Annotated in this window: 18 protein-coding genes; 8 read left to right on the top strand and 10 right to left on the bottom strand. The window is 70.1% G+C overall.

Going from position 1 to position 20,641, the window contains the following annotated elements; genetic code table 11:
- Nucleotides 1-31: 31 nt before the first annotated feature.
- Nucleotides 32-2,275: a transglycosylase domain-containing protein gene (locus ACLQ2N_RS13930; protein ID WP_425812640.1), complete on the bottom strand. Its 2,244-nt coding sequence runs from the start codon at nucleotides 2,273-2,275 to the stop codon at nucleotides 32-34.
- Nucleotides 2,276-2,794: 519 nt separating this feature from the next.
- Between ACLQ2N_RS13930 and ACLQ2N_RS13925 the strand changes: the two genes are divergently transcribed.
- A complete protein-coding gene (locus tag ACLQ2N_RS13925; protein WP_425812638.1) occupies nucleotides 2,795-3,148 on the top strand; it encodes a WhiB family transcriptional regulator in 354 nt (117 codons plus the stop codon).
- Nucleotides 3,149-3,192: 44 nt separating this feature from the next.
- Here the strand turns inward: ACLQ2N_RS13925 and ACLQ2N_RS13920 are convergent, their stop codons facing one another.
- Nucleotides 3,193-4,524: an ArsA family ATPase gene (locus tag ACLQ2N_RS13920; protein ID WP_425812636.1), complete on the bottom strand. Its 1,332-nt coding sequence runs from the start codon at nucleotides 4,522-4,524 to the stop codon at nucleotides 3,193-3,195.
- Complete coding sequence (locus ACLQ2N_RS13915; protein WP_425812634.1) at nucleotides 4,521-5,510, bottom strand: ArsA family ATPase; 990 nt, start codon at nucleotides 5,508-5,510, stop codon at nucleotides 4,521-4,523. Before ACLQ2N_RS13915 ends, ACLQ2N_RS13920 begins: the two co-directional genes overlap by 4 nt.
- An 82-nt stretch (nucleotides 5,511-5,592) precedes the next feature.
- Between ACLQ2N_RS13915 and ACLQ2N_RS13910 the strand changes: the two genes are divergently transcribed.
- From ACLQ2N_RS13910 to ACLQ2N_RS13895, 4 genes are all read left to right on the top strand, one after another.
- Entirely contained in the window at nucleotides 5,593-5,751 is a 159-nt protein-coding gene (locus tag ACLQ2N_RS13910; protein WP_003991873.1) for a DUF4177 domain-containing protein, read from the top strand.
- Nucleotides 5,751-6,221 carry a RidA family protein gene (locus ACLQ2N_RS13905; protein ID WP_425812631.1) on the top strand — a complete coding sequence of 157 codons (471 nt, stop codon included), beginning with the start codon at nucleotides 5,751-5,753 and terminating at the stop codon, nucleotides 6,219-6,221. The genes ACLQ2N_RS13910 and ACLQ2N_RS13905 overlap by 1 nt, the downstream gene beginning before the upstream one ends.
- A 123-nt stretch (nucleotides 6,222-6,344) precedes the next feature.
- Nucleotides 6,345-7,304 carry an NUDIX hydrolase gene (locus ACLQ2N_RS13900; protein ID WP_425812629.1) on the top strand — a complete coding sequence of 320 codons (960 nt, stop codon included), beginning with the start codon at nucleotides 6,345-6,347 and terminating at the stop codon, nucleotides 7,302-7,304.
- Entirely contained in the window at nucleotides 7,301-8,131 is an 831-nt protein-coding gene (locus tag ACLQ2N_RS13895; RefSeq protein WP_425812627.1) for an MBL fold metallo-hydrolase, read from the top strand. Before ACLQ2N_RS13900 ends, ACLQ2N_RS13895 begins: the two co-directional genes overlap by 4 nt.
- Nucleotides 8,132-8,195: 64 nt before the next feature.
- Here ACLQ2N_RS13895 and ACLQ2N_RS13890 read toward each other — a convergent pair whose 3' ends face one another.
- On the bottom strand, nucleotides 8,196-8,870 hold the full coding sequence (locus ACLQ2N_RS13890) for a Crp/Fnr family transcriptional regulator (RefSeq protein WP_014046869.1): 675 nt from the start codon (nucleotides 8,868-8,870) through the stop codon (nucleotides 8,196-8,198).
- 253 nt (nucleotides 8,871-9,123) lie between these two features.
- Between ACLQ2N_RS13890 and nth the strand changes: the two genes are divergently transcribed.
- The 3 genes from nth (at nucleotide 9,124) to ACLQ2N_RS13875 (ending at nucleotide 12,136) form a co-directional block, all read left to right on the top strand.
- Nucleotides 9,124-10,062 carry an endonuclease III gene (gene nth / locus ACLQ2N_RS13885; RefSeq protein ID WP_425812624.1) on the top strand — a complete coding sequence of 313 codons (939 nt, stop codon included), beginning with the start codon at nucleotides 9,124-9,126 and terminating at the stop codon, nucleotides 10,060-10,062.
- 62 nt (nucleotides 10,063-10,124) lie between these two features.
- Nucleotides 10,125-10,838 (top strand): NUDIX hydrolase, encoded by a 714-nt coding sequence (locus ACLQ2N_RS13880; RefSeq protein ID WP_425812622.1) that lies wholly within the window; start codon nucleotides 10,125-10,127, stop codon nucleotides 10,836-10,838.
- 92 nt (nucleotides 10,839-10,930) lie between these two features.
- Nucleotides 10,931-12,136: a MarP family serine protease gene (locus ACLQ2N_RS13875; protein WP_425812620.1), complete on the top strand. Its 1,206-nt coding sequence runs from the start codon at nucleotides 10,931-10,933 to the stop codon at nucleotides 12,134-12,136.
- Nucleotides 12,137-12,172: 36 nt separating this feature from the next.
- On the opposite strand, the gene ACLQ2N_RS13870 is transcribed toward ACLQ2N_RS13875, so the two are convergent.
- The 6 genes from ACLQ2N_RS13870 to ACLQ2N_RS13845 all read right to left on the bottom strand — a co-directional run bounded on the left by ACLQ2N_RS13870 (nucleotide 12,173) and on the right by ACLQ2N_RS13845 (nucleotide 20,582).
- Nucleotides 12,173-12,376, bottom strand: a complete 204-nt coding sequence (locus ACLQ2N_RS13870; RefSeq protein ID WP_073966437.1) for a hypothetical protein — start codon at nucleotides 12,374-12,376, stop codon at nucleotides 12,173-12,175.
- A 106-nt stretch (nucleotides 12,377-12,482) separates the two neighbouring features.
- Nucleotides 12,483-13,427, bottom strand: a complete 945-nt coding sequence (locus ACLQ2N_RS13865) for an alpha/beta fold hydrolase (RefSeq protein ID WP_425812618.1) — start codon at nucleotides 13,425-13,427, stop codon at nucleotides 12,483-12,485.
- Complete coding sequence (locus ACLQ2N_RS13860) at nucleotides 13,424-13,954, bottom strand: phage holin family protein (RefSeq protein WP_425812616.1); 531 nt, start codon at nucleotides 13,952-13,954, stop codon at nucleotides 13,424-13,426. Before ACLQ2N_RS13860 ends, ACLQ2N_RS13865 begins: the two co-directional genes overlap by 4 nt.
- Nucleotides 13,955-13,993: 39 nt before the next feature.
- Nucleotides 13,994-15,400, bottom strand: coding sequence for a Na+/H+ antiporter NhaA (gene nhaA, locus ACLQ2N_RS13855; RefSeq protein WP_425812614.1), 1,407 nt, complete (start codon nucleotides 15,398-15,400; stop codon nucleotides 13,994-13,996).
- A 225-nt stretch (nucleotides 15,401-15,625) separates the two neighbouring features.
- Nucleotides 15,626-17,623: an acetate--CoA ligase gene (gene acs / locus ACLQ2N_RS13850; protein WP_425812612.1), complete on the bottom strand. Its 1,998-nt coding sequence runs from the start codon at nucleotides 17,621-17,623 to the stop codon at nucleotides 15,626-15,628.
- A 184-nt stretch (nucleotides 17,624-17,807) separates the two neighbouring features.
- Nucleotides 17,808-20,582 (bottom strand): SulP family inorganic anion transporter, encoded by a 2,775-nt coding sequence (locus ACLQ2N_RS13845; protein ID WP_425812610.1) that lies wholly within the window; start codon nucleotides 20,580-20,582, stop codon nucleotides 17,808-17,810.
- Nucleotides 20,583-20,641 lie beyond the last annotated feature (59 nt).

Below are 20,641 nucleotides of genomic sequence, written 5' to 3'. Positions count from 1 at the left end.
AGCGCCCCGCTCTCGTACGCGTAACGGCCGGTCAGGGGCCGTTCGTGCCACCGTCGTTCTGGCCTCGGCCGTGGCCGTTGTTCCCGCCGAGGACGTCCGGCGGGATGCTGATGCCGGGGAACGGGTTGTTGTCGTCGCCGGGCTTGTCGTCGCCCGGCTTCTTCTTGTCCCGGTCCCGGTTCTTGTCCTTGTCCTCCTTCTCCTTCGCCCGCGGTACGTCGACCGGGTTGAAGGAAGGGGTCTCGGACGAGCTGAGGGCGCCGGTCATCGCCGTCCTCCAGATCGGGCCGGGAAGGCAGCCACCGCAGACCTTGTCGTAGTACTGGCCGCCGATGACGATGTTGGCCATCTTGTTCTGGTGGGCGCCGTCGCTGCCGACCCAGACCGCGGTGGACAGGTTCGGCGTGTAGCCGACGAACCAGGCGTTCTTGCGCTCGTCGGTGGTTCCGGTCTTGCCCGCGTTGTCACGGTCGCTGAGGCCGGCCTGCGTGCCGGTGCCGTCCTCGACGACGCCCTTGAGCATCTGGTTGATGGTGTCGGCCGTGTGCTCGCTCATCGCGCGGTTGCACCGCGACTTCGGCACGTCGATCGGCTTGCCGTTCGGCTTGGTGACCGAGAGGACCGCGACCGGTGTGCAGTACGTGCCGCGGTTGGCGAAGGTCGCGTACACCGAGGCCATGGCCAGCGGGGTCGACTCCTGCCCGCCCAGCGTGGTGTTGGCGACCTCCCACAACGGCTTGTTGTCGCCGCGGTCGTAGCCGACCTTCTTCGCCATCGCGAGCGTTTCGCAGAGGCCGGTCTTCTCTTCCAGCTTCGCGAAGTAGGTGTTGATCGACTTGCCCAGCGCGCTGGTCATGTCGAACATGCCCTTCTCCGACTCCGTCTCGTTCTGCACAGACCACGGTTTGTCGTCCGTGGGTGCGCCCGCACAGGTGCGGAAGGAGTCGGCCGGCAGGCTGATCTTGCGCGGGGTGTCGAAACTCTGGGCCGGGCTGATGCCCTTTTCCAGCGCCGCCGCCGCGGTGATCGGCTTGAACGTGGACCCGACCTGGAAGCCGGCGTAGCTGCCGCCCATCGCGTGGTCGACGGAGAGGTTCAGCATGGTCTGGTGCTTGGAAGGGTCGAGACCGTACGGCCTGGACTGGGCCATCGCCAGGATGCGTCCGGTGCCGGGCTGGACCTGGACGACCGCGTCGGCGACCTTGTCGTCCACGTTGACCCGGGAGACGGCGGCCTCGTTGGACGCGGCCTGCGACCTGGGGTCCAGGGTCGTCTTGATGGTCAGACCGCCGGTCGCCCAGAGCTTGGCGCGGTCCTTCGCGGTCTTGCCGAAGGCCGGATCGCTCTTGACGATCTTCGAGACGTAGTCGCAGAAGAACCCGGCTCCGCTGACGGCGGTGATGCAGCCGTTCCGCGGTCGCTTGACCTTCAGCTTGATCGGGGTGTTCTTGGCCTTGTCCGCCTCTTCCTGCGAGACCTTGCCGATGTCCGCCATCCGCTGGAGCACGGTGTTGCGGCGCTTGGTCGCTTCCTCCGTGTCGTTGATGGGGTCGTAGCGGCTGGGCGACTGCACGATCCCGGCCAGCAGCGCCGCCTCCTCCAGCTTCAGGTCCTTGGCCGACTTGGAGAAGTAGCGCTGGGAAGCCGCCTCGACGCCGTATGCCTGCTGCCCGAAGAAGGTGATGTTGAGGTAGTTCTCGAGGATCTTCCGCTTGCCGAGCTCTTCCTCGACCTGGATCGCGTACTTCAGCTCCTGGACCTTGCGGCCCAGCGTCTGCTGGGTGGCCTCGGCGACCTTGGCCGGGTCGTCGCCGGCCTCCTCCACGAAGACGTTCTTCACGTACTGCTGGGTGAGGGTCGACGCGCCCTCCGCCGTACCGCCCGCCTGCACGTTGCGGTTCAGTGCGCGCAGGATGCCCTTGAGGTCGACCGCGCCGTGCTCGTAGAAGCGGGCGTCCTCGATCGCCACGATCGCGTTCTGCATGTACGGGGAGATGCTCGTGAGCGGCACCACCGTGCGGTCACGGGAGTAGACCGTGGCGATCAGGCCGCCCTTGCTGTCGAGGATCTTGGTGCGCTGGCTCAGCGGCGGGGTCTTCAGGTTGGCCGGGATCTCGTCGAACCCGTCGACCGTCCCCTTGGCCGCGAGGCCCAGTGCTCCGGCCGCCGGCAGCGCGATGCCCGCCAGGACGACTCCGGAGAGTGCGGCGACACCGAGGAACTTGGCGGCCTGCTGGGTCGTGGTGAGACCCCCGCCCGAGCGCTTCTTTGGCATGGGGGCAGCCTAATCCGTAGATATGAGCGTTCCGTAGGACCGGGGGTCCATCGGAGCGTTCGCGTACCGGACCGTGACATTCGGTTCCGGCGTGGTTGCCGCGCCGCGGCCGCCGGACCTGGTGGCATGGCGACGCGATGCGGCTACGTTCCCATTCGCCGGACACACGGATATGCCTTGGCCTAAGCTGCTCTCAACTGTCACAGCAGTCCGGTTCCGTATCAACCCCCGTGCACGATCCGGCCACACGCCCGGCGCTCCCGAATTCGCCCCGTGTGTCACCGAACGTCCGATGTGGTTTTGGTGGACTGTCCCGATTCTGACGGGATAGTCCCACATGTCCTCACCTCACTCCCCTGGGTGATCTGCCGTATACGCATAGTCCGTTCGGGCCATTCAAGATTGGGCCCGAAGGGGGTGTTGTGCTGTCGCCACCTTCCGTAACGTCCTCAACTGGCAGCGGTGAATATGCCGCTGTCGCCGTGGGGGAGCCTCGATTCGGGAGAGGACGGCGCCGGAATGGGCTGGGTAACCGACTGGAGTGCGCAGGCAGCCTGCCGCACTACTGATCCGGATGAACTGTTCGTACAAGGGGCAGCGCAGAACAGGGCCAAGGCGGTGTGCACCGGATGCCCGGTGCGGACGGAGTGCCTGGCCGACGCCCTGGACAACCGCGTCGAATTCGGCGTGTGGGGCGGGATGACCGAGCGGGAGCGCCGCGCGCTGCTGCGCAGGCGGCCGACGGTGACGTCCTGGCGCCGGCTGCTGGAGACCGCCCGCAGCGAGTACGAGCGCGCCTCGGGCATCCTGCCCGTGGCGATCGGGCTGGACGACAGCGAGGAGCTGCACGAGACGTTCGCCGCCGTCGGCTAACCTCTGGCGGCTCGTACGTTGTACGGATTACGTGGGACGACGGGCTAGGCAGCTCCGTCCGGTGCGGAACCGGTCGCGAGGCGGTCTCCGATGGCTCGCAGGCCCGAGAGGTCATGGACATCTCCGGGCAGTGCGGCCACGGCGGTCACGGCCACCTCGGGGTGCAGCGCGGTGAAGCGGTCGCGTGTGTCCTGTTCGCGCGCGACCATGTGCATCCGCTCGGCATGCAGACGGAGCAGGCCCGCGGTCAGTTCTTCGGTTGTGACGGCTGCCGTGCTGTCGGGCCGGGGTCCGGGGTCCGTGGTGGGTGCGTGCCCGTCCGTGGGGGAGTCGGCGGGCTCACGAAGTCCAGCCTTCCCTGCCGCCTGATCCACAATGCCGTCGGTTTCAAGATTTTCTGCTTCGAGTTCCTCCGCGGCGGCGAGCGCCTGCTCGGAGGAGAGACGTGCGGCGCCGCTGCCGTGGACCCGGTTGAGCACCAGCCCCGCGAGCGGCATGTCCTCCGCCGCCAGACGTTCCACGAAGTAAGCCGCCTCGCGCAGGGCGTCCCGCTCGGGCGTAGCGACGACGAGAAACGCCGTACCGGGCGCCTGAAGAAGCTTGTATGTGGCATCCGCCCGGGTGCGGAATCCTCCGAACATGGTGTCCATCGCGGCGACGAACGTCTGTACGTCGCGCAGGAACTGACCACCCAGCAGCTTGCCCAGCGTCCCGGTCATCATCGACATGCCCACGTTGAGGAACTTCATCCCCGCGCGGCCGCCCATCTTCGCCGGGGCCATCAGCAGCTTGATGAACTTCCCGTCCAGGAACGACCCCAAACGCTTCGGGGCGTCCAGGAAGTCCAGCGCGGACCGCGACGGCGGCGTGTCCACGACGATCAGGTCCCACTCGTCCCGCGCGCGGAGCTGCCCCAGCTTCTCCATCGCCATGTACTCCTGCGTGCCCGCGAAGCCGGCCGACAGGGACTGGTAGAAGGGGTTCTCCAGGATCGCGCGGGCCCGCTCGCCGTCCGCGTGCGCCTCGACGATCTCGTCGAAGGTCCGCTTCATGTCGAGCATCATGGCGTGCAGCTCACCGGAGCCCTCGATGCCCTTCACCCGGCGCGGGACGTTGTCCAGTGAGTCGATGCCCATGGACTGGGCGAGCCGGCGGGCCGGGTCGATGGTGAGGACGACGACCTTGCGGCCGCGCTCCGCCGCCCGCACCCCGAGGGCGGCGGCGGTGGTCGTTTTCCCGACGCCGCCGGAACCGCAGCAGACGATGATCCGGATGCCCGGGTCGTCGATCAGGGCATCGGTCTCCAGAGCCGGTACGGGGCCCGGCGCGCCCGTCTCCGTACCGTTGCCCGCCCCCGCCTTCGTGCGCGCTGTCATGAACCCGCCCCTCGTCCGGATCCCGCTCGGCCCGCGCCCTGATCGCGGAGTGCTGCCGCCAGGTGGTCGAGCCCGGCCCGGTCCACCCCCTCGCCGATCAGCGGGAGCTCGTACCCCGGCAGACCCAGCCTGGCCAGGACGGTGCGCTGTTCACGCTCCAGAGCGACCCGCTGGCTGTGCTCGGTGGCCTGCTCGACCAGCGGACGTACGAGCCCCGCCGCGCCGGTCACGCCCGCCCGCGTCAGCGTCTTGGCGATCTCCTTGCGCCGTCCGCCCACCGTGGCGCGCAGCGCTTCCCCGTCCAGCAACTGCGGGCGCACCATGTTCACGATGACCCGGCCCACCGGCAGTTCGGCGGCGCGCAGCTCCGCGATGCCGTCCGCGGTCTCCTGGACGGGCATCTCCTCCAGCAGCGTCACCAGGTGCACCGCGGTCTCCGGGGACTTCAGCACCCGCATCACGGCCTGCGCCTGATTGTGTATCGGGCCGATCCGCGCGAGCCCGGCCACCTCGTCGTTCACGTTGAGGAAGCGCGTGATGCGGCCGGTCGGCGGGGCGTCCATGACCACGTAGTCGTAGACGAACCGGTTCTGCCGGTCCTTGCGGCGGACCGCCTCGCACGCCTTGCCCGTCAGCAGGACGTCCCGCACGCCGGGCGCGATGGTGGTGGCGAAGTCGATCGCGCCGAGCTTCTTGAGCGCCCGGCCCGCGCTGCCGAGCTTGTAGAACATCTGGAGGTAGTCGAGGAGCGCCAGCTCCGCGTCGATCGCGAGGGCGTAGACCTCGCCGCCGCCCGGAGCGACGGCGATCCTGCGCTCCTCGTAAGGAAGGGAATCCGCCTCGAAGAGCTGGGCGATGCCCTGCCTGCCCTCGACCTCCACGAGGAGGGTGCGCCTGCCCTCGGCCGCGAGGGCGAGCGCGAGGGCGGCGGCGACCGTGGTCTTACCGGTACCGCCCTTGCCGCTGACGACCTGGAACCTGCTCACGTATTCGAGCCTAACCAGTCGCACCGCAGGCTACGCACGAGGCTGCGCGTGCCCTGGATCGCGCAGGCATTACAGTCGGGCCATGACCAAGTGGGAATACGCGACCGTGCCCCTTCTCGTGCACGCGACCAAGCAGATTCTGGACACCTGGGGCGAGGACGGCTGGGAGCTGGTCCAGGTCGTTCCCGGCCCGAACAACCCCGAGCAGCTCGTGGCGTACCTGAAGCGGGAGAAGCAGTAGTGGCGGGCACCGTCGAGGCGAGGCTGGCCGAGCTCGGACTGCCGCTCCCGGCCGTCGTACCGCCGCTGGCCGCGTACCAGCCGGCTGTGCAGTCCGGGGGGTACGTGTATACCTCCGGTCAGCTGCCCATGGTCGACGGCAAGCTGGCCGTGACCGGCAAGGTCGGTGCCGAGGTCACGCCCGACGAGGCCAAGGAGCTGGCGAAGACCTGCGCGCTGAACGCCCTCGCCGCCGTGAAGTCGGTCGCGGGCGATCTGGACCGGATCGCGCGGGTCGTGAAGGTCGTCGGCTTCGTCGCCTCGGCCACCGACTTCACCGGCCAGCCCGGTGTGATCAACGGTGCGAGCGAGCTGCTGGGCGAGGTCCTCGGGGACAAGGGCGTGCATGCCCGCAGCGCCGTGGGTGTGGCCGTGCTGCCGCTGGACGCGCCGGTCGAGGTCGAGATCCAGGTCGAGCTGACCGGATCCTGACCCGTACCGTCTCCGCCCCTGATCCCGTCCGGTCCTGAGGACCGGACGGGATCTTGCGTGTACGCGCCATGTACGGATCCGGGGCCCCTCGAACATCGACGCGGTTCCGGATAGCCTCCGGCCATGTCCAATGGTCAGTGGTACCCCCCGGAATGGCCCGGCCGGATCAGGGCCCTCGCCGCAGGCGAACTGACGGCCGCCGAGCCCCGGCGGGCCGCCACCGTGATGCTGCTCCGGGACGACCCCACCGGCACCGGGGGCGCGCCCGCCGTCCATATGCTGCGCCGGCGCACCTCGATGGCCTTCGCCGGAGGGGCGTACGCCTATCCGGGTGGCGGCGTCGACCCGCGCGACGACGACCGGCTCGTCCGCTGGGCCGGGCCCGCGCTGGAGACCTGGGCGCGCCGGCTGGGTGTCGGCACTCCGGCCGAGGCGCAGGCGATCGTCTGCGCCGCGGTACGCGAGACGTACGAGGAGGCCGGGGTCCTGCTGGCCGGTCCGACGCCGGAGACCGTCGTCACCGACACCACCGGCGACGACTGGGAGGCGGACCGCGCGGCGCTGGTCGCGCGGGAGCTGTCGTTCGCCGCGTTCCTGGAGGGGCGCGGGCTGGTGCTGCGCTCGGACCTGCTCGGCGCGTGGGCGCGCTGGATCACGCCGGAGTTCGAGCCGCGCCGCTACGACACGTGGTTCTTCGTCGCCGCACTCCCCACGGGCCAGCGCACCCGGAACGCCTCGACGGAGGCCGACCGCACGGTGTGGATCACCCCGGGCGACGCGGCCGGTGGATACGACCGGGGCGAGCTGCTGATGATGCCGCCGACCGTGGCGACGCTGCGGGCACTGCGGCCGTACGCCACCGCCGCGCAGGCGCTGGAGGCGGCGTCGGAGCAGGACCTCACCCCCGTACTCGCGCAGGCTCGTCTGGACGGTGACGAGCTGGTGCTGAGCTGGCCCGGGCACGAGGAGTTCACCAAGCACGTTCCCACCACCGGAACGGACAGAACGCCCGCAGAGTCGAAATCCGGTGGGGAGACCTCCGACGTCGCCAAGGCGCCCCGAGCGGAAGGCGGTGCGGCATGAGTGACGCGGCGGCGCTGCCCGGGCAGCCGCGCGGCGGGGTGCTGTCCGGGCCCGCCACGGCCCGTACGGTCAACGTCCTGGCGCCGAACCCCTCGGCCATGACGCTGGACGGGACCAACACGTGGATCGTCGCCGAGCCCGACTCGGACCAGGCGGTCGTCATCGATCCCGGCCCGCTGGACGAGGCTCATCTGCGCGCCGTCGTCGACGCCGTCGAGCGGGCGGGCCGCCGGATCGCGCTGACGCTGCTCACCCACGGCCACCCCGACCACGCGGAGGGCGCGGCGCGGTTCGCCGAGCTGACCCGGACCAAGGTGCGCGCGCTCGACCCGGAGCTGCGGCTCGGCGACGAGGGCCTGGGGACGGGCGACGTCATCACGACCGGCGGCCTGGAGATGTACGTGGTGCCGACGCCTGGCCACACGGCGGACTCGCTGTCGTTCCACCTTCCGGCCGATCAGGCGGTGCTGACCGGCGACACGATTCTCGGACGCGGGACGACGCTGGTGGCGCACCCGGACGGCCGGCTCGGGGACTACCTCGACTCGCTGAGGCGGCTGCGCTCGCTGACGGTGGACGACGGGGTCCACACGGTGCTGCCCGGCCATGGACCTGTGCTGGACGACGCGCAGGGGGCGGTCGAGTTCTATCTCGCCCACCGGGCGCACCGGCTGGCCCAGGTGGAGACCGCGGTGGAATCGGGCTACCGGACCTCGTCCGAGGTGGTGGCCCATGTCTACGCGGACGTGGACCGTTCGCTGTGGCCGGCCGCGGAGCTGTCGGTGCGGGCGCAGCTGGACTACCTGGCCGAGCACGGGCTGATCTGAGGGCGCATGGGTGAGGGCCCTGCCGGCACCGGCAGGGCCCTCACCCATGACGTACGACGGCGGGTCAGCGCGACCGCTTGGCCAGCCGCTCCACGTCCAGGAGGATCACCGCGCGGGCCTCCAGCCGGAGCCAGCCGCGGCCGGCGAAGTCGGCGAGGGCCTTGTTGACCGTCTCGCGGGACGCGCCGACCAGCTGGGCCAGCTCCTCCTGCGTCAGGTCGTGCACCACGTGGATGCCTTCCTCGGACTGGACGCCGAAGCGGCGCGACAGGTCCAGGAGGGCGCGGGCGACGCGGCCGGGCACATCGGAGAAGACCAGGTCGGACATCTGGTCGTTGGTCTTGCGCAGGCGCCGGGCGACGGCACGCAGGAGGGCCGTGGCCACCTCGGGGCGTGCGTTGAGCCAGGGCTGCAGGTCGCCGTGGCCGAGGCCGAGGAGCTTGACCTCGGTCAGCGCGGTGGCGGTGGCGGTGCGCGGGCCCGGGTCGAAGAGCGAGAGCTCACCGATCAGCTCGCCGGGGCCGAGGACCGCCAGCATGTTCTCGCGGCCGTCGGGGGAGGTGCGGTGGAGCTTCACCTTGCCCTCGGTGACCACATAGAGGCGGTCGCCCGGGTCACCCTCGTGGAACAGCGCGTCACCGCGCGCGAGGGTCACCTCACTCATCGAGGCGCGGAGCTCCGCGGCCTGCTCGTCATCGAGCGCCGCGAAAAGCGGGGCGCGCCGCAGAACGTCGTCCACGAGTTCTCTCCTTGTCGGCCTGTTCAGGGAACCGTGGTCCCCATCATGCCGGACGGTAAAACAGTGCGATCAATCACAAACCAGTTTGACGCACGCGCGTGCCGAGGGGTACGGCAGGGGGCCGATTGGGGGCGGATCACCCGTGACCGGGGCGGATGTCAGTGCCGCGTTCTAGGCTGGCCGGGTGTCCGGATTGCCGGTGAGAGCGCAGGCCAAGGGGGCTGATGGGGTGTCGGAGGGCCGTGATTCCGCTGTGGGCGAACAGGGTGCGGGCAAGGGGAAGAAGCTGAAGAAAACGGCGGAAAGCAGCTCCGGAACGGCGGAGGGCCGATCCGGCGGCACCGCCGGTCCCGGCTCGGCCAAGCGGGCGAAGCCGGAGGAGGCCGGGGCGTCCGGAGCCGCCGGACCGAAGAAGAGGCCCGGGCGGCCGGAGTCGCATCTGGCCATGGTCCGCCGCGCTCGCCGGATCAACCGCGAGCTCGCCGAGGTCTACCCGTACGCCCATCCGGAGCTGGACTTCCGGAATCCGTTCGAACTGCTCGTGGCCACGGTTCTGTCCGCCCAGACCACCGATCTGAGGGTCAACCAGACCACGCCCGCCCTCTTCGCCGCCTGTCCCACCCCCGAGGACATGGCCGCCGCTGTTCCGGAGGAGCTGGAAGAGCTCATCCGGCCGACCGGCTTCTTCCGGGCCAAGGCGAAGTCTCTCCTCGGCCTGTCCGCCGCGCTCCGCGACGACTTCGGCGGCGAGGTGCCGGGGAGGCTCGCGGATCTCGTCAAGCTGCCGGGGGTCGGCCGCAAGACGGCCAATGTCGTGTTGGGCAATGCCTTCGGAGTGCCCGGAATTACCGTAGACACCCATTTCGGGCGACTGGTCCGACGGTGGAAGTGGACCGAGCAGGAGGACCCGGAGAAGGTCGAGGCGGAGATCGCGACGATCTTCCCCAAGAGCGAGTGGACCATGCTCTCGCACCGCGTCATCTTCCACGGCCGCCGCGTCTGCCATGCCCGCAAGCCCGCCTGCGGCGCCTGCCCGATCGCCCCGCTGTGCCCGTCGTACGGTGAGGGCGAAACGGACCCGGACAAGGCCCGCAAGCTCCTGAAGTACGAGATGGGCGGCAAGCCGGGCCAGCGGCTGAGCCCGCCGCCGGACTACCCGGGGAGCCCGGCACCTCCCCTGGGCGCCGGCTGACGCGGACCGCCGCTGCGGAACGAATCGCGGGACGACGGGCGTTGTGAGACGGAGGGGTGCCTATGAAGACGCATGAGACCGGCACGGAGCGCGGTGGGACGGACGGCCCTGCGGTCATGGTTTCGGAGGAGGGGCTGCCCGACTGGCTCGACCCCGTCGCCCGTGCCGCGCGCACGGTGCGGCCGCAGCAGCTCAGCCGCTTCCTGCCGCCGGAGGACGGGGCGGGGCGCCAGTCGGCCGTGCTCGTCCTGTTCGGCGAGGGCGCGCGCGGCCCCGAGCTGCTGCTGATGGAGCGGGCCGGAAGCCTGCGCTCCCACCCCGGCCAGCCATCGTTCCCCGGTGGCTCGCTCGATCCCGAGGACGGCGACCAGGCGACGACCGGACCGCTCAGGGCCGCTCTGCGCGAGGCCGAGGAGGAGACCGGCCTCGATCCGCGCGGAGTGCAGATCTTCGGCGTGCTGCCCCGTCTCTACATCCCGGTGAGCAGCTTCGTGGTGACGCCGGTCCTCGGCTGGTGGCGGACGCCCAGCCCGGTCGGTGTGGTCGACCCGGGGGAGACGGCGCGGGTCTTCACGGTCCCCGTGGCGGATCTCACGGACCCGGCCAACCGGGTGACGGCCGTCCACCCCAGCGGTCACCGGGGCCCGGCATTCCTGGTCGAATCAGCGCTCGTCTGGGGATTCACCGCCGGTGTGATCGACCGGATCCTGCACTTCGCGGGCTGGGAACGCCCGTGGGACAGGACCAGGCAGGTGCCGCTGGACTGGCGCGCATGACAGGCTGACTTCCGTGCTCCGCCGATCCGGGACCGCCCGGACCACGGAGACGTACGTACGGGCCCGGTGACGAATCTGCGAGGCTATAGACGGTGAACGTGCTGGACATCCTGCTGCTGGCCGGGGCCGTGTGGTTCGCGGTCATCGGCTACCGCCAGGGGTTCGTCGTCGGCATCCTGTCGGTGATCGGGTTCCTGGGCGGCGGTCTCGTCGCCGTCTACCTCCTGCCGGTCCTGTGGGACCAGATGACGGACGGTTCGGAGGTCTCCTCCACCGCGGCCGTCGTCGCGGTCGTCATCGTGATCGTGTGCGCGTCGGTCGGCCAGGCGTTCACCACCCATCTGGGAAACAAACTCCGCCGGCACATCACGTGGTCGCCCGCGCGCGCGTTGGACGCGACCGGCGGCGCCCTCGTCAACGTGGTGGCGATGCTGCTCGTCGCCTGGCTGATCGGCTCGGCCCTGGCGGGCACCTCGCTGCCGACGCTGGGCAAGGAGGTCCGCAGCTCCTCGGTCCTGCTGGGCGTCTCCCGGGTGATGCCGCCCCAGGCGTCCACCTGGTTCACGGACTTCTCCTCGGTCCTCGCGCAGAACGGCTTCCCCCAGGTCTTCAGCCCGTTCGCCAACGAACCCATCACCGAGGTCAGGGCCCCCGACCCGGCGCTCGTCGGCAGCCCCGTCGCCGCGCGCGCCAAGCAGTCCATCGTGAAGGTCGTGGGTACGGCCCCGAGTTGCGGCAAGGTCCTCGAAGGCACCGGGTTCGTGTTCTCCGACCGCCGGGTGATGACCAACGCCCACGTCGTCGGCGGAGTCGACGAGCCGACCGTGCAGATCGGCGGCCAGGGCCGCCTGTACGACGCGAAGGTCGTCCTCTACGACTGGCAGCGCGACATCGCCGTACTCGACGTCCCGGACCTCGACGTGAAGCCCTTGCGGTTCACCGGCCCCGACAGCGACGCGGAGACGGGCGACAGCGCCATCGTCGCGGGCTTCCCGGAGAACGGCTCGTACGACGTGCGCTCCGCGCGCGTCCGTGCCCGCATCGATGCCAACGGCCCCGACATCTACCACCGGGGAACGGTCCGCCGTGATGTGTACTCGCTCTACACCACGGTCCGCCAGGGCAACTCAGGCGGCCCGCTGCTGACCCCCGAAGGCAAGGTGTACGGGGTCGTGTTCGCGAAGTCGCTCGACGACCCGGACACGGGCTACGCGCTGACGGCGGACGAGATCCGCGATGACATCACGCAGGGCCGTACCGCCAACCAGCAGGTCGACAGCCAGGGATGCGCGCTCTGAAGTTCTCCGGGCGGCCGGTGCGCCACCGCCGGCGCGTCAGTTACGGGGATGGCGCAGCCGCGCCGAGACCCAGCGGGCCCTGCGGCGGAGGATGCGTGAGATGCCGAGCCGAGGATCATGCATGACGTGCAAAGCGTGCACCCGGCCCTGAAGGCCGTCCCCCTCATGAATGCCCGGAACCGCCGTGGCGGTCGAGCGACGGTTGCGTGCTGCGTCACCGAAGTCGTGCGTCCAGCCCATACCCGGACGTCTGCCCGTGCCTCATGGTCCGTAACCGCCTATCCGTCAGCCAATTGGCTTATGCGCCGGGCACGTGGCTGTTCGTCGGGCATGTGTGCCGGAACGGCTAGCGATCCGGCTCGGAATCCTTGAGCCAGTTGATGAGTTCGGCCGAGAACCCCGCCGGGTCCTCCTCGTGGGGGAAGTGACCCAGACCGTCGAAAAGTCGCCACCGGTAGGGCGCCTCTACATACTCGCCGGACCCGGCCGAGCTGCGGGTGCGGACCGCCGGATCGAGTGAGCCGTGAAGGTGCAGAGTCGGCACCCGAACGGGCCGCTTCATGCGCCGGTTGAACTGGATGCCGTCCGGACGAGCCAGCGAGCGCACCATCCAGCGGTACGGCTCGATCGAGCAGTGAGCCGTCGAGGGAATCGTCATGGCCCGCCGATAGACGCCCAGCGTCGCCTCGCCCGGGAACTCCGTTCTGCCCGGCCCGGCCCAGTCACTGATCAGCCGCCCCACCAAGGCACCGTCGTCGGCCACGAGCTGACGCTCCGGCACCCAGGGCCGCTGGAAGCCCCAGATGTACGAGCCGGCCCGGGACTGCGCGAAGTCGGAGAGCATCGAGGAGCGCCACCGCCGTGGGTGGGGCATCGAGGAGACGACCAGCCGGCGCACCAGCTTGGGGCGCATCACGGCGGCCGTCCAGGCCAGGTAGCCGCCCATGTCATGGCCGACGAGGGCGGCGTCCGGCTCGCCGAGGGACCTGACCACGCCCGTGATGTCGAGCGCCAGGTTGGCGGGGTCGTAACCGCGGGGGGTGCGGTCGCTGCCGCCCACCCCGCGCAGGTCCATCGCCACGGCCCGGAAGCCCGCCTCGGCGAGCGCGGGCAGCTGGTGGCGCCAGGTCCACCAGAACTGCGGGAAGCCGTGCAGGAGGAGGACCAGCGGACCCTCACCCATTTCGGCGATGTGGAAGCGGGCGCCGTTCGCCGCGACGTCCCGGTGGGTCCAGGGGCCGTCGATGCGGACGGGGCCGCCGGCCGGGGCGGGCGGTGCGGGAGCGCTCATGTGGATGAGCGTGCCACAGCCGACGCCTTGTCCTGGACCGGTGCGCTTTCGATGGCCCGGTCGGAGCGGGTGCTTCCGCCCACCGGGAGGAACGCGTCCGCCGAGGTCTCGGGGCGCGGGTGCGGCTTGACGCCCTGAAGGACGGCGGCGGTCTGCTTGGCGGACGCGATCGACTTCTCCGGCGGCTTGACCTTCTTGATCTTCGCGTAGCCGAAGAGCGCGAGCAGAACGCCCAACAGGATGAACGCGCCGCCCACGATCAGGAACGACCAGGCGAGGCCCAGTCCCAGGTTGTGGATGCCGTACGCGGCCGCGAAGCTCAGCACCGGGATCGCGAACAGGATCAGCACGCCCGTGACGATGAACGCCACACTGCCGATGACGCCGCGCTTGACGTCCTGCCGCACCTCGGCCTTGGCCAGGGCGATTTCGTCGTGCACCAGCGCCGACAGTTCGGCTGTCGCCGACGCGACCAGCTGGCCGAGACTGCGGTCGGCGCTGCCCGCGTAATTGCCGGGGTCGCTCATCCCTGACTCCCTCTCCTGTTCAACACGTCCGATGTCAGATCATGCCGGACTGTCCGGCCTGTCGCTCGCTGCCCTCGCCAGTCGGGCAAGGCGGCGGTGCTCGGCCGCCTTCTCCTCGTGGATCGCGGCCATCCTCAGGTGATACGCCGGATCGTCCTGCTCATAGACGTCCGGCACTCCGGAACCGTCCTCGTCGAGTTCCTCGGCGTCGGTCAGTGCCCTGTATCTGCGTACCCTGAGTTTGAGCAGTACACCGGAGAGTACGGCGGCGATGAGGGAGCCGAGCAGAACCGACGCCTTGATCTCGTTGATCATGTCGTCGTCACCGGCGAACGCGAGCTCTCCGATCAGCAGCGACACGGTGAAGCCGATGCCGGCGAGGGTGGCGATCGCGAAGACGTCCGCCCAGGCCAGGTCCTTGTTCAGCTCGGCCCTGGTGAGCCGGGTGGTCAGCCACGTACCGCCGAAGACGCCGATGGTCTTGCCGGCGACCAGGCCCAGGACGACGCCGAGGGTCTCCGGTCGGTTGAACACGGAGGCCACCGCGCCGCCGGACAGGGAGACCCCGGCGGAGAAGAGTGCGAAGACCGGCACGGCGAAGCCCGCCGACAGAGGGTGCACCAGGTGCTCGATGCGCTCACCGGGGGAGTGTTCCTCGCCCTCACGGCGGGTGCAGCGCAGCATCAGTCCCATGGCGACGCCGGCGATGGTGGCGTGGATGCCGCTGTTGTACATCAGCCCCCAGATGACCAGGGCGAGCGGCACGTAGACGTACCAGCCGCGCACGCCGAGGCGGAGCAGCAGATAGAACAGGCCCAGGCCGAGGAAGGCACCGCCGAGCGCGAGGAAGTCGATGTCGTCGGTGAAGAAGATGGCGATGACGAGGATCGCGAAGAGGTCGTCCACGACGGCGAGCGTCAGCAGGAAGGCCCGGAGCGCGGAGGGCAGCGAGGCGCCGATGACGGCGAGAACGGCGAGCGCGAAGGCGATGTCCGTGGCCGTGGGGACCGCCCAGCCGTCCTTCGAGCCGTCGCCGAACACGTTCACCAGGGTGTAGACGACCGCCGGTACCGCCATGCCGCAGAGCGCGGCGGCCACGGGGAGCGCCGCGGCCTTCGGATCGCGCAGTTCTCCCGCTACGAGTTCGCGTTTGAGTTCGACGCCCGCGACGAAGAAGAAGATCGCGAGCAGCCCGTCGGCGGCCCAGTGTTCCACGGAGAGGTGCAGTCCGAGGGTCTCGGGCCCGATGTGGAAATGGCTGACGGCCGAGTAGCTCGAACCCGCGGTGTTGGCCCATACCAACGCGGCCACGGCGGCGACCAGCAGGATGATGCCCCCGACGGTCTCCGTACGCAGGGCATCGGCGACGTAGTTGCGCTCGGGGAGCGGCAGCCGCCCCAGGAAGGTGCGGCGCGGGCCGGGGGGCGCGGGGGTGGGTGTGGCCACGGGGGGAGACCTCCGGGTCGGTACGGCAGCGATGGCATGGCTGATGCACTTGCCGACCAGACTTCCCGGCACCCCTGTGGAGATTTTCCTGTCTTGTTGTCGATCAGCTGCCACTGTACCCGCGGGGCGCGGCGGTAAGGGTGCTTGGGAGCGGTGATCTCACCGTAAGGGCGCGAAGGGCACCCGGCGCGTTGCCGGGTGCCCTTCGGGTCGTGTGTCGGTGTTTCAGTCCTCGGAGGAGGCCGACGGCAGCTGGCTCTGGATCAGGTCCATGACCGAGGAGTCGGTCAGGGTCGTGACATCGCCCAGGGCCCTGTTCTCCGCCACGTCGCGCAGCAGACGGCGCATGATCTTGCCGGAACGGGTCTTCGGCAGCTCGGCCACCGGCATGATGCGCTTCGGCTTGGCGATCGGTCCGAGCGTCGCCCCGACGTGGTTGCGCAGCTCCGCCACCAGCTCGTCGGAGGCGGTCGCGGTGCCCCGCAGGATGACGAAGGCGACGATGGCCTGGCCGGTCGTCTCGTCGGCGGCGCCGACCACGGCGGCCTCGGCGACCGACGGGTGCGAGACGAGCGCCGACTCGACCTCGGTGGTCGAGATGTTGTGCCCGGACACCAGCATGACGTCGTCCACCCGGCCCAGCAGCCAGATGTCGCCGTCCTCGTCCTTCTTGGCACCGTCGCCGGCGAAGTACTTGCCCTCGAAGCGCGACCAGTAGGTGTCGAGAAAGCGCTGGTCGTCGCGCCAGATGGTGCGGAGCATCGACGGCCACGGCTCGGTGAGGACCAGGTAGCCGCCTCCGCCATTCGGGACCTCGTTGGCCTCGTCGTCCACGACGGTCGCGGAGATGCCCGGCAGGGCGCGCTGGGCGCTCCCCGGCTTGGTCTCGGTGACGCCGGGCAACGGCGAGATCATCATCGTGCCGGTCTCGGTCTGCCACCAGGTGTCCACGATCGGGCACTTGTCGGCACCGATGTGCTTGCGGTACCAGACCCAGGCCTCGGGGTTGATCGGCTCACCGACCGAGCCGAGGACGCGCAGGGACGACAGGTCGAACTTGGCGGGGATGTCGTCCCCCCACTTCATGAACGTGCGGATCGCGGTCGGCGCGGTGTAGAGAATCGTGACCCCGTACTTCTGGACGATCTCCCAGAAGCGCCCCTGATGCGGGGTGTCGGGCGTGCCCTCGTACATCACCTGTGTGGCGCCGTTGGCCAGGGGTCCGTAGACGATGTACGAGTGCCCGGTCACCCAGCCGATGTCGGCGGTGCACCAGTAGACGTCGGTCTCCGGCTTGAGGTCGAAGACCGCGTGGTGGGTGTACGCCGCCTGGGTGAGGTAGCCCCCGGAGGTGTGCAGGATGCCCTTGGGCTTCCCGGTGGTGCCCGACGTGTACAGGATGAACAGCGGCTGCTCCGCCTCGAACGCCTCGGGTGTGTGCTCGGCGGACTGGCGGCCCGTGATCTCGTGCCACCAGACGTCGCGGCCCTCGGTCCACGCGGTGTCCTGGCCCGTACGGCGGACCACCAGGACGTGCTCCACGCTGGCGATGCGGGAGACGGCGTCGTCGACCGCGGGCTTGAGCGCGGAGGGCTTGCCGCGGCGGTAGCCGCCGTCCGCCGTGATGACGACCTTCGCGTCCGCGTCCTCGATGCGGGCGGCGATGGCGTCGGCGGAGAAGCCGCCGAAGACGACCGAGTGCGCGGCGCCGATGCGGGCGCAGGCCAGCATCGCGACGGCGGCCTCGGGGATCATCGGGAGGTAGACGGCGACCCGGTCACCCTTGCCGACACCGAGCTCGGTGAGGGCGTTGGCGGCGCGGGAGACCTCGTCCTTCAGCTCCGCGTAGGTGATGGCGCGGCTGTCGCCGGGCTCGCCCTCGAAGTGGATGGCGACCCGGTCACCGTTGCCCGCCTCGACGTGACGGTCGACGCAGTTGTACGCGACGTTGAGCTCGCCGTCTGCGAACCACTTCGCGAAGGGCGGGTTGCTCCAGTCGAGGGTCTCCGTCGGCTCGGTGGCCCAGGTCAGGCGGCGGGCCTGCTCGGCCCAGAAGCCCAGCCGGTCCGCTTCGGCCTGCTCGTACGCCTCTGCTGTGACGTTGGCGTTGGCGGCCAGCTCGGCAGGCGGAGCGAACTTCCGCTCTTCCCGAAGCAGGTTGGCCAGGCTCTCGTTGCTCACGACTTCTCCCAGTCCCAGGGTGTCCGTTGTGTCCCGGGGCATAGCTCATCAGTCCCGAGGCCGGGTGACAAGTGTCTGCCCGGAATTGGTTTAGACCTGTGTCTCGTGTATAGAGGCATGATCCCGCCTCCACGCCGTTGCGGCACGGTGGCGCAAACCGCCGGTGCGGGTGCTTCCGATACGGAAGCGGGATCACTAGGCCTTACGGATCCGGGGTGCCTGCGGTTCAGGCGTCGGTACGGGCCGGCTCGGCCGGGTACGCCGGCGCGATCGGGTCGAAGATCTCGCCCGTGCCGCTCTCCGCGTTCTCGTCCAGAAGATACGACTGGGCCTCCGCGACGTGGAAGTACATGCCGTGGAGTTGAAGGGAGCCGTCGGCGACCCGGCGCGCCACCGAGGGGTGGGCCCGCAGATGGTCGAGCTGCTGGACGACGTTGGTCAGGCAGAGCTGCTCCACCGTGTCGGCCGACAGTTGCCCGGAGAGCCGGACGGGGGTGTCGTCTGAGGCCACCCGGGCCAGGCTGGGGAGCCCGTGTCGGAGCCAGCGCCGAAGCGATGTGTCCGGGGCTTCCGGTGCGGCGCCCAGCAGCGCGTTCATGGCACCGCAGTCCGAATGGCCGCAGACAGTGATGGACTCGACGCCGAGCACGTCCACCGCGTACTCGATCGCGGCTCCCACCGAATGGTCGCCCTTCTCGGCGTCGGGAGGTGGCACCAGATTGCCGATGTTCCGCACGGTGAACAGGTCGCCCGGTCCGCTGGCCGTGATCATGCTCGTCACCAGGCGCGAGTCCGCGCAGGTGATGAAGAGCTGCGAGGGACGCTGGCCCTCCCGGGCGAGTCGCGCCAGCTCCCCCCGGACCAGGGGCGCCGTATCGCGCTGGAACGAGCTGAGACCCCTGACCAGCCGATGATCGCGGGCTGGGCGCGAGGGGCGGCGGGCGAATGCGCGCTGCTGGGCGGAGGCGACTTGAGCGGGGCGTTCCGCGTGCGGGGTGGAGGGTGCGTGAGGGGAGGGGGTAGCGGCGGGCGCGGTGGTCTGCGGCCGCGAGGTGGATGGGGGCTGCTGGAGGGCTGGGGTGGGCGCGGGTGGCGTGTCGGGGCCGGTGCTGGTGTCGGGGCCGGTGTGAGGCGGGGCGGATGCGGAAGTAGGACTGCTTGGAGCCGTGCTGACGGCGGTGGCGATCCCGGCGGCTGCTGCTGCCGTGCCCGCTGTGCGTGCGGCGCTCGGCGGGTGGACCACGTCCGGGGTGCTCGCCGTGTGCTCCACGGCCTCGGTCGCGGTAGCATCCGCGCCGATCTCCGTGGCAGGGGCGTGTTCGGGCTGGTCGTGGCAGTGGTGGTTGCGCCAGGGGGTCCAGGGCCGGCAGCAGGAGTGCGCTGCCGCGGCGGGCTCGGCGATCCTGCCGCCCGACCTCCCGGCGAACGCCACTTGGCCGCCGTGGGCCGTATGGGCGTTGCTCCAGTCCTGGATCGTCTCGTATGCGGCGTGGTCCATGAACGAGCCGTCCAGCTCCACGACCACATCGGCGTCCTGGGGGAGCCGCCCCAGGATCCGGCTGAGGCGTGGGACGGCCAGGAAGGTCAACTGGCCGCGTACGACCACGAGATGTTGCCCGTTCCGTTCGGACACCGAGATCCGGGTCCGGCCCAGGCGGTGCAAGGCGACGGCCACTGCCACGGCGATGCCGATGACCACGCCCTTGAGGACGCCGACGACGAGCACCCCGGCGATGGTCGCGCCGTACACCAGGAACTCCCGGTGCTTATGGACATTGCGAATATGCGCCAGGCTCACCATCTTGAGGCCCACCATCATCACCAGCGCTCCCAGTGCGGCGAGTGGGATGCGCTCCAGCAAGGTGACGAGCAGGCCGGATGCGACCAGAATCCATACGCCGTGCAGCACGGTGGACGCGCGGCCGGTCGCCCCGGCCCTGACGTTCGCCGAACTGCGCACAGCTCCGCCGGAGACCGCGAGTCCCCCGAGCAGGCCCGATACCGCGTTGGCGACGCCTTGAGCGCGTAGCTCCCGATCGAGGTCGGAGCGTTTGAGCAGAGGTGGAGCGGGCCGCTCGACGCCGTCCGGGCCGGTGTGGGCGGTGATCACTCCGGTAGCGGGGGCGCCGGGTGTGGCCGGGCGGTCGCCGTTCTCGCGCGCCTCGTCCGTCTCGTCGCCCTGTACCTCTCCGGTCCTCGCACCCGTTCCGGTCCTCGCACGAGAATGCGCCGAGTGCGTACGGCTGCGGTCCGCGGCCAGCTTGTCCACGGCGACAGCGGCGAGCAGCGACTCCAGGCTGGCGACCAGCATCATCGTGAACACGGCAGTAGCCAGACCGAGCACCGGCCCGTGCGGCATTTCGGGCAGGGCATGCGAACGCCAGGAGGGCAGATCCACCCGGGCGATCGACGGTGCTGCCCACGCGGCCACGGCGGTGGCCAGACCCACGGAGGCCAGGGCTGCCGGAACCCGGCGTAGCAACCGCCCGGTCCGTCCGGGCAGCAGTGGCCACAGGACGAGAACGGCCACGGTGAGCGCGCCGATCAACGGGGCGGCGGGACTGACACGTGCCAGTTGATCGGGAAGATGCAGGACGTTGGAGATCGCCGAGCTCTGCGGTGAACCGCCCAGCACGATGTGGAGTTGAGCGAGCGCGATGGCCACGCCGATGCCTGCGAGCGTGCCGTGGACGATGGCGGGGCTGACAGCGAGTGCGCTGCGGGCCGCTCGCAGTGAGCCGAGCGCGAGCTGAAGCAGGCCCGCGCCGATCGTGATGGCACAGGTGGTGCGCCAGCCGTAGACCTGGATGGTCTCTGCGGTGACCACGGTCAGTCCGGCGGACGGGCCGGAGACCTGTAGGGGAGTGCCGCCGAGGAGCCCGGCGACGATGCCGCCGACTGCGGCGGAGATGAGGCCCGCCTCGAGAGGGGCTCCCATGGCCACAGCAAGACCGAGCGACATGGGGATGGCGAGCAGGAAAACAGTGATGGACGCGGACACATCGGCGCCCGAGATGCGGAACCGTCCGCGGCGCGGCGGCGGGGGCGGGCTGTGTGGGC

It is taken from the genome of Streptomyces sp. DT224 (assembly GCF_049844595.1).
Classification (GTDB): Bacteria; Actinomycetota; Actinomycetes; order Streptomycetales; family Streptomycetaceae; genus Streptomyces.
This window is presented reverse-complemented; position numbering and strand designations above follow the sequence as displayed.

What these genes read in the sequence shown, in the direction of transcription:
- ACLQ2N_RS13930 (WP_425812640.1), bottom strand. Translation starts at nt 2,275, where the DNA reads ATGCCAAAGAAGCGCTCGGGCGGGGGTCTCACCACGACCCAGCAGGCC.
- ACLQ2N_RS13900 (WP_425812629.1), top strand. Translation starts at nt 6,345, where the DNA reads ATGTCCAATGGTCAGTGGTACCCCCCGGAATGGCCCGGCCGGATCAGG.
- ACLQ2N_RS13920 (WP_425812636.1), bottom strand. Translation starts at nt 4,524, where the DNA reads ATGACAGCGCGCACGAAGGCGGGGGCGGGCAACGGTACGGAGACGGGC.
- ACLQ2N_RS13860 (WP_425812616.1), bottom strand. Translation starts at nt 13,954, where the DNA reads ATGAGCGACCCCGGCAATTACGCGGGCAGCGCCGACCGCAGTCTCGGC.
- ACLQ2N_RS13910 (WP_003991873.1), top strand. Translation starts at nt 5,593, where the DNA reads ATGACCAAGTGGGAATACGCGACCGTGCCCCTTCTCGTGCACGCGACC.
- ACLQ2N_RS13865 (WP_425812618.1), bottom strand. Translation starts at nt 13,427, where the DNA reads ATGAGCGCTCCCGCACCGCCCGCCCCGGCCGGCGGCCCCGTCCGCATC.
- ACLQ2N_RS13895 (WP_425812627.1), top strand. Translation starts at nt 7,301, where the DNA reads ATGAGTGACGCGGCGGCGCTGCCCGGGCAGCCGCGCGGCGGGGTGCTG.
- ACLQ2N_RS13925 (WP_425812638.1), top strand. Translation starts at nt 2,795, where the DNA reads ATGGGCTGGGTAACCGACTGGAGTGCGCAGGCAGCCTGCCGCACTACT.
- ACLQ2N_RS13880 (WP_425812622.1), top strand. Translation starts at nt 10,125, where the DNA reads ATGAAGACGCATGAGACCGGCACGGAGCGCGGTGGGACGGACGGCCCT.
- acs (WP_425812612.1), bottom strand. Translation starts at nt 17,623, where the DNA reads ATGCCCCGGGACACAACGGACACCCTGGGACTGGGAGAAGTCGTGAGC.
- ACLQ2N_RS13870 (WP_073966437.1), bottom strand. Translation starts at nt 12,376, where the DNA reads ATGGGCTGGACGCACGACTTCGGTGACGCAGCACGCAACCGTCGCTCG.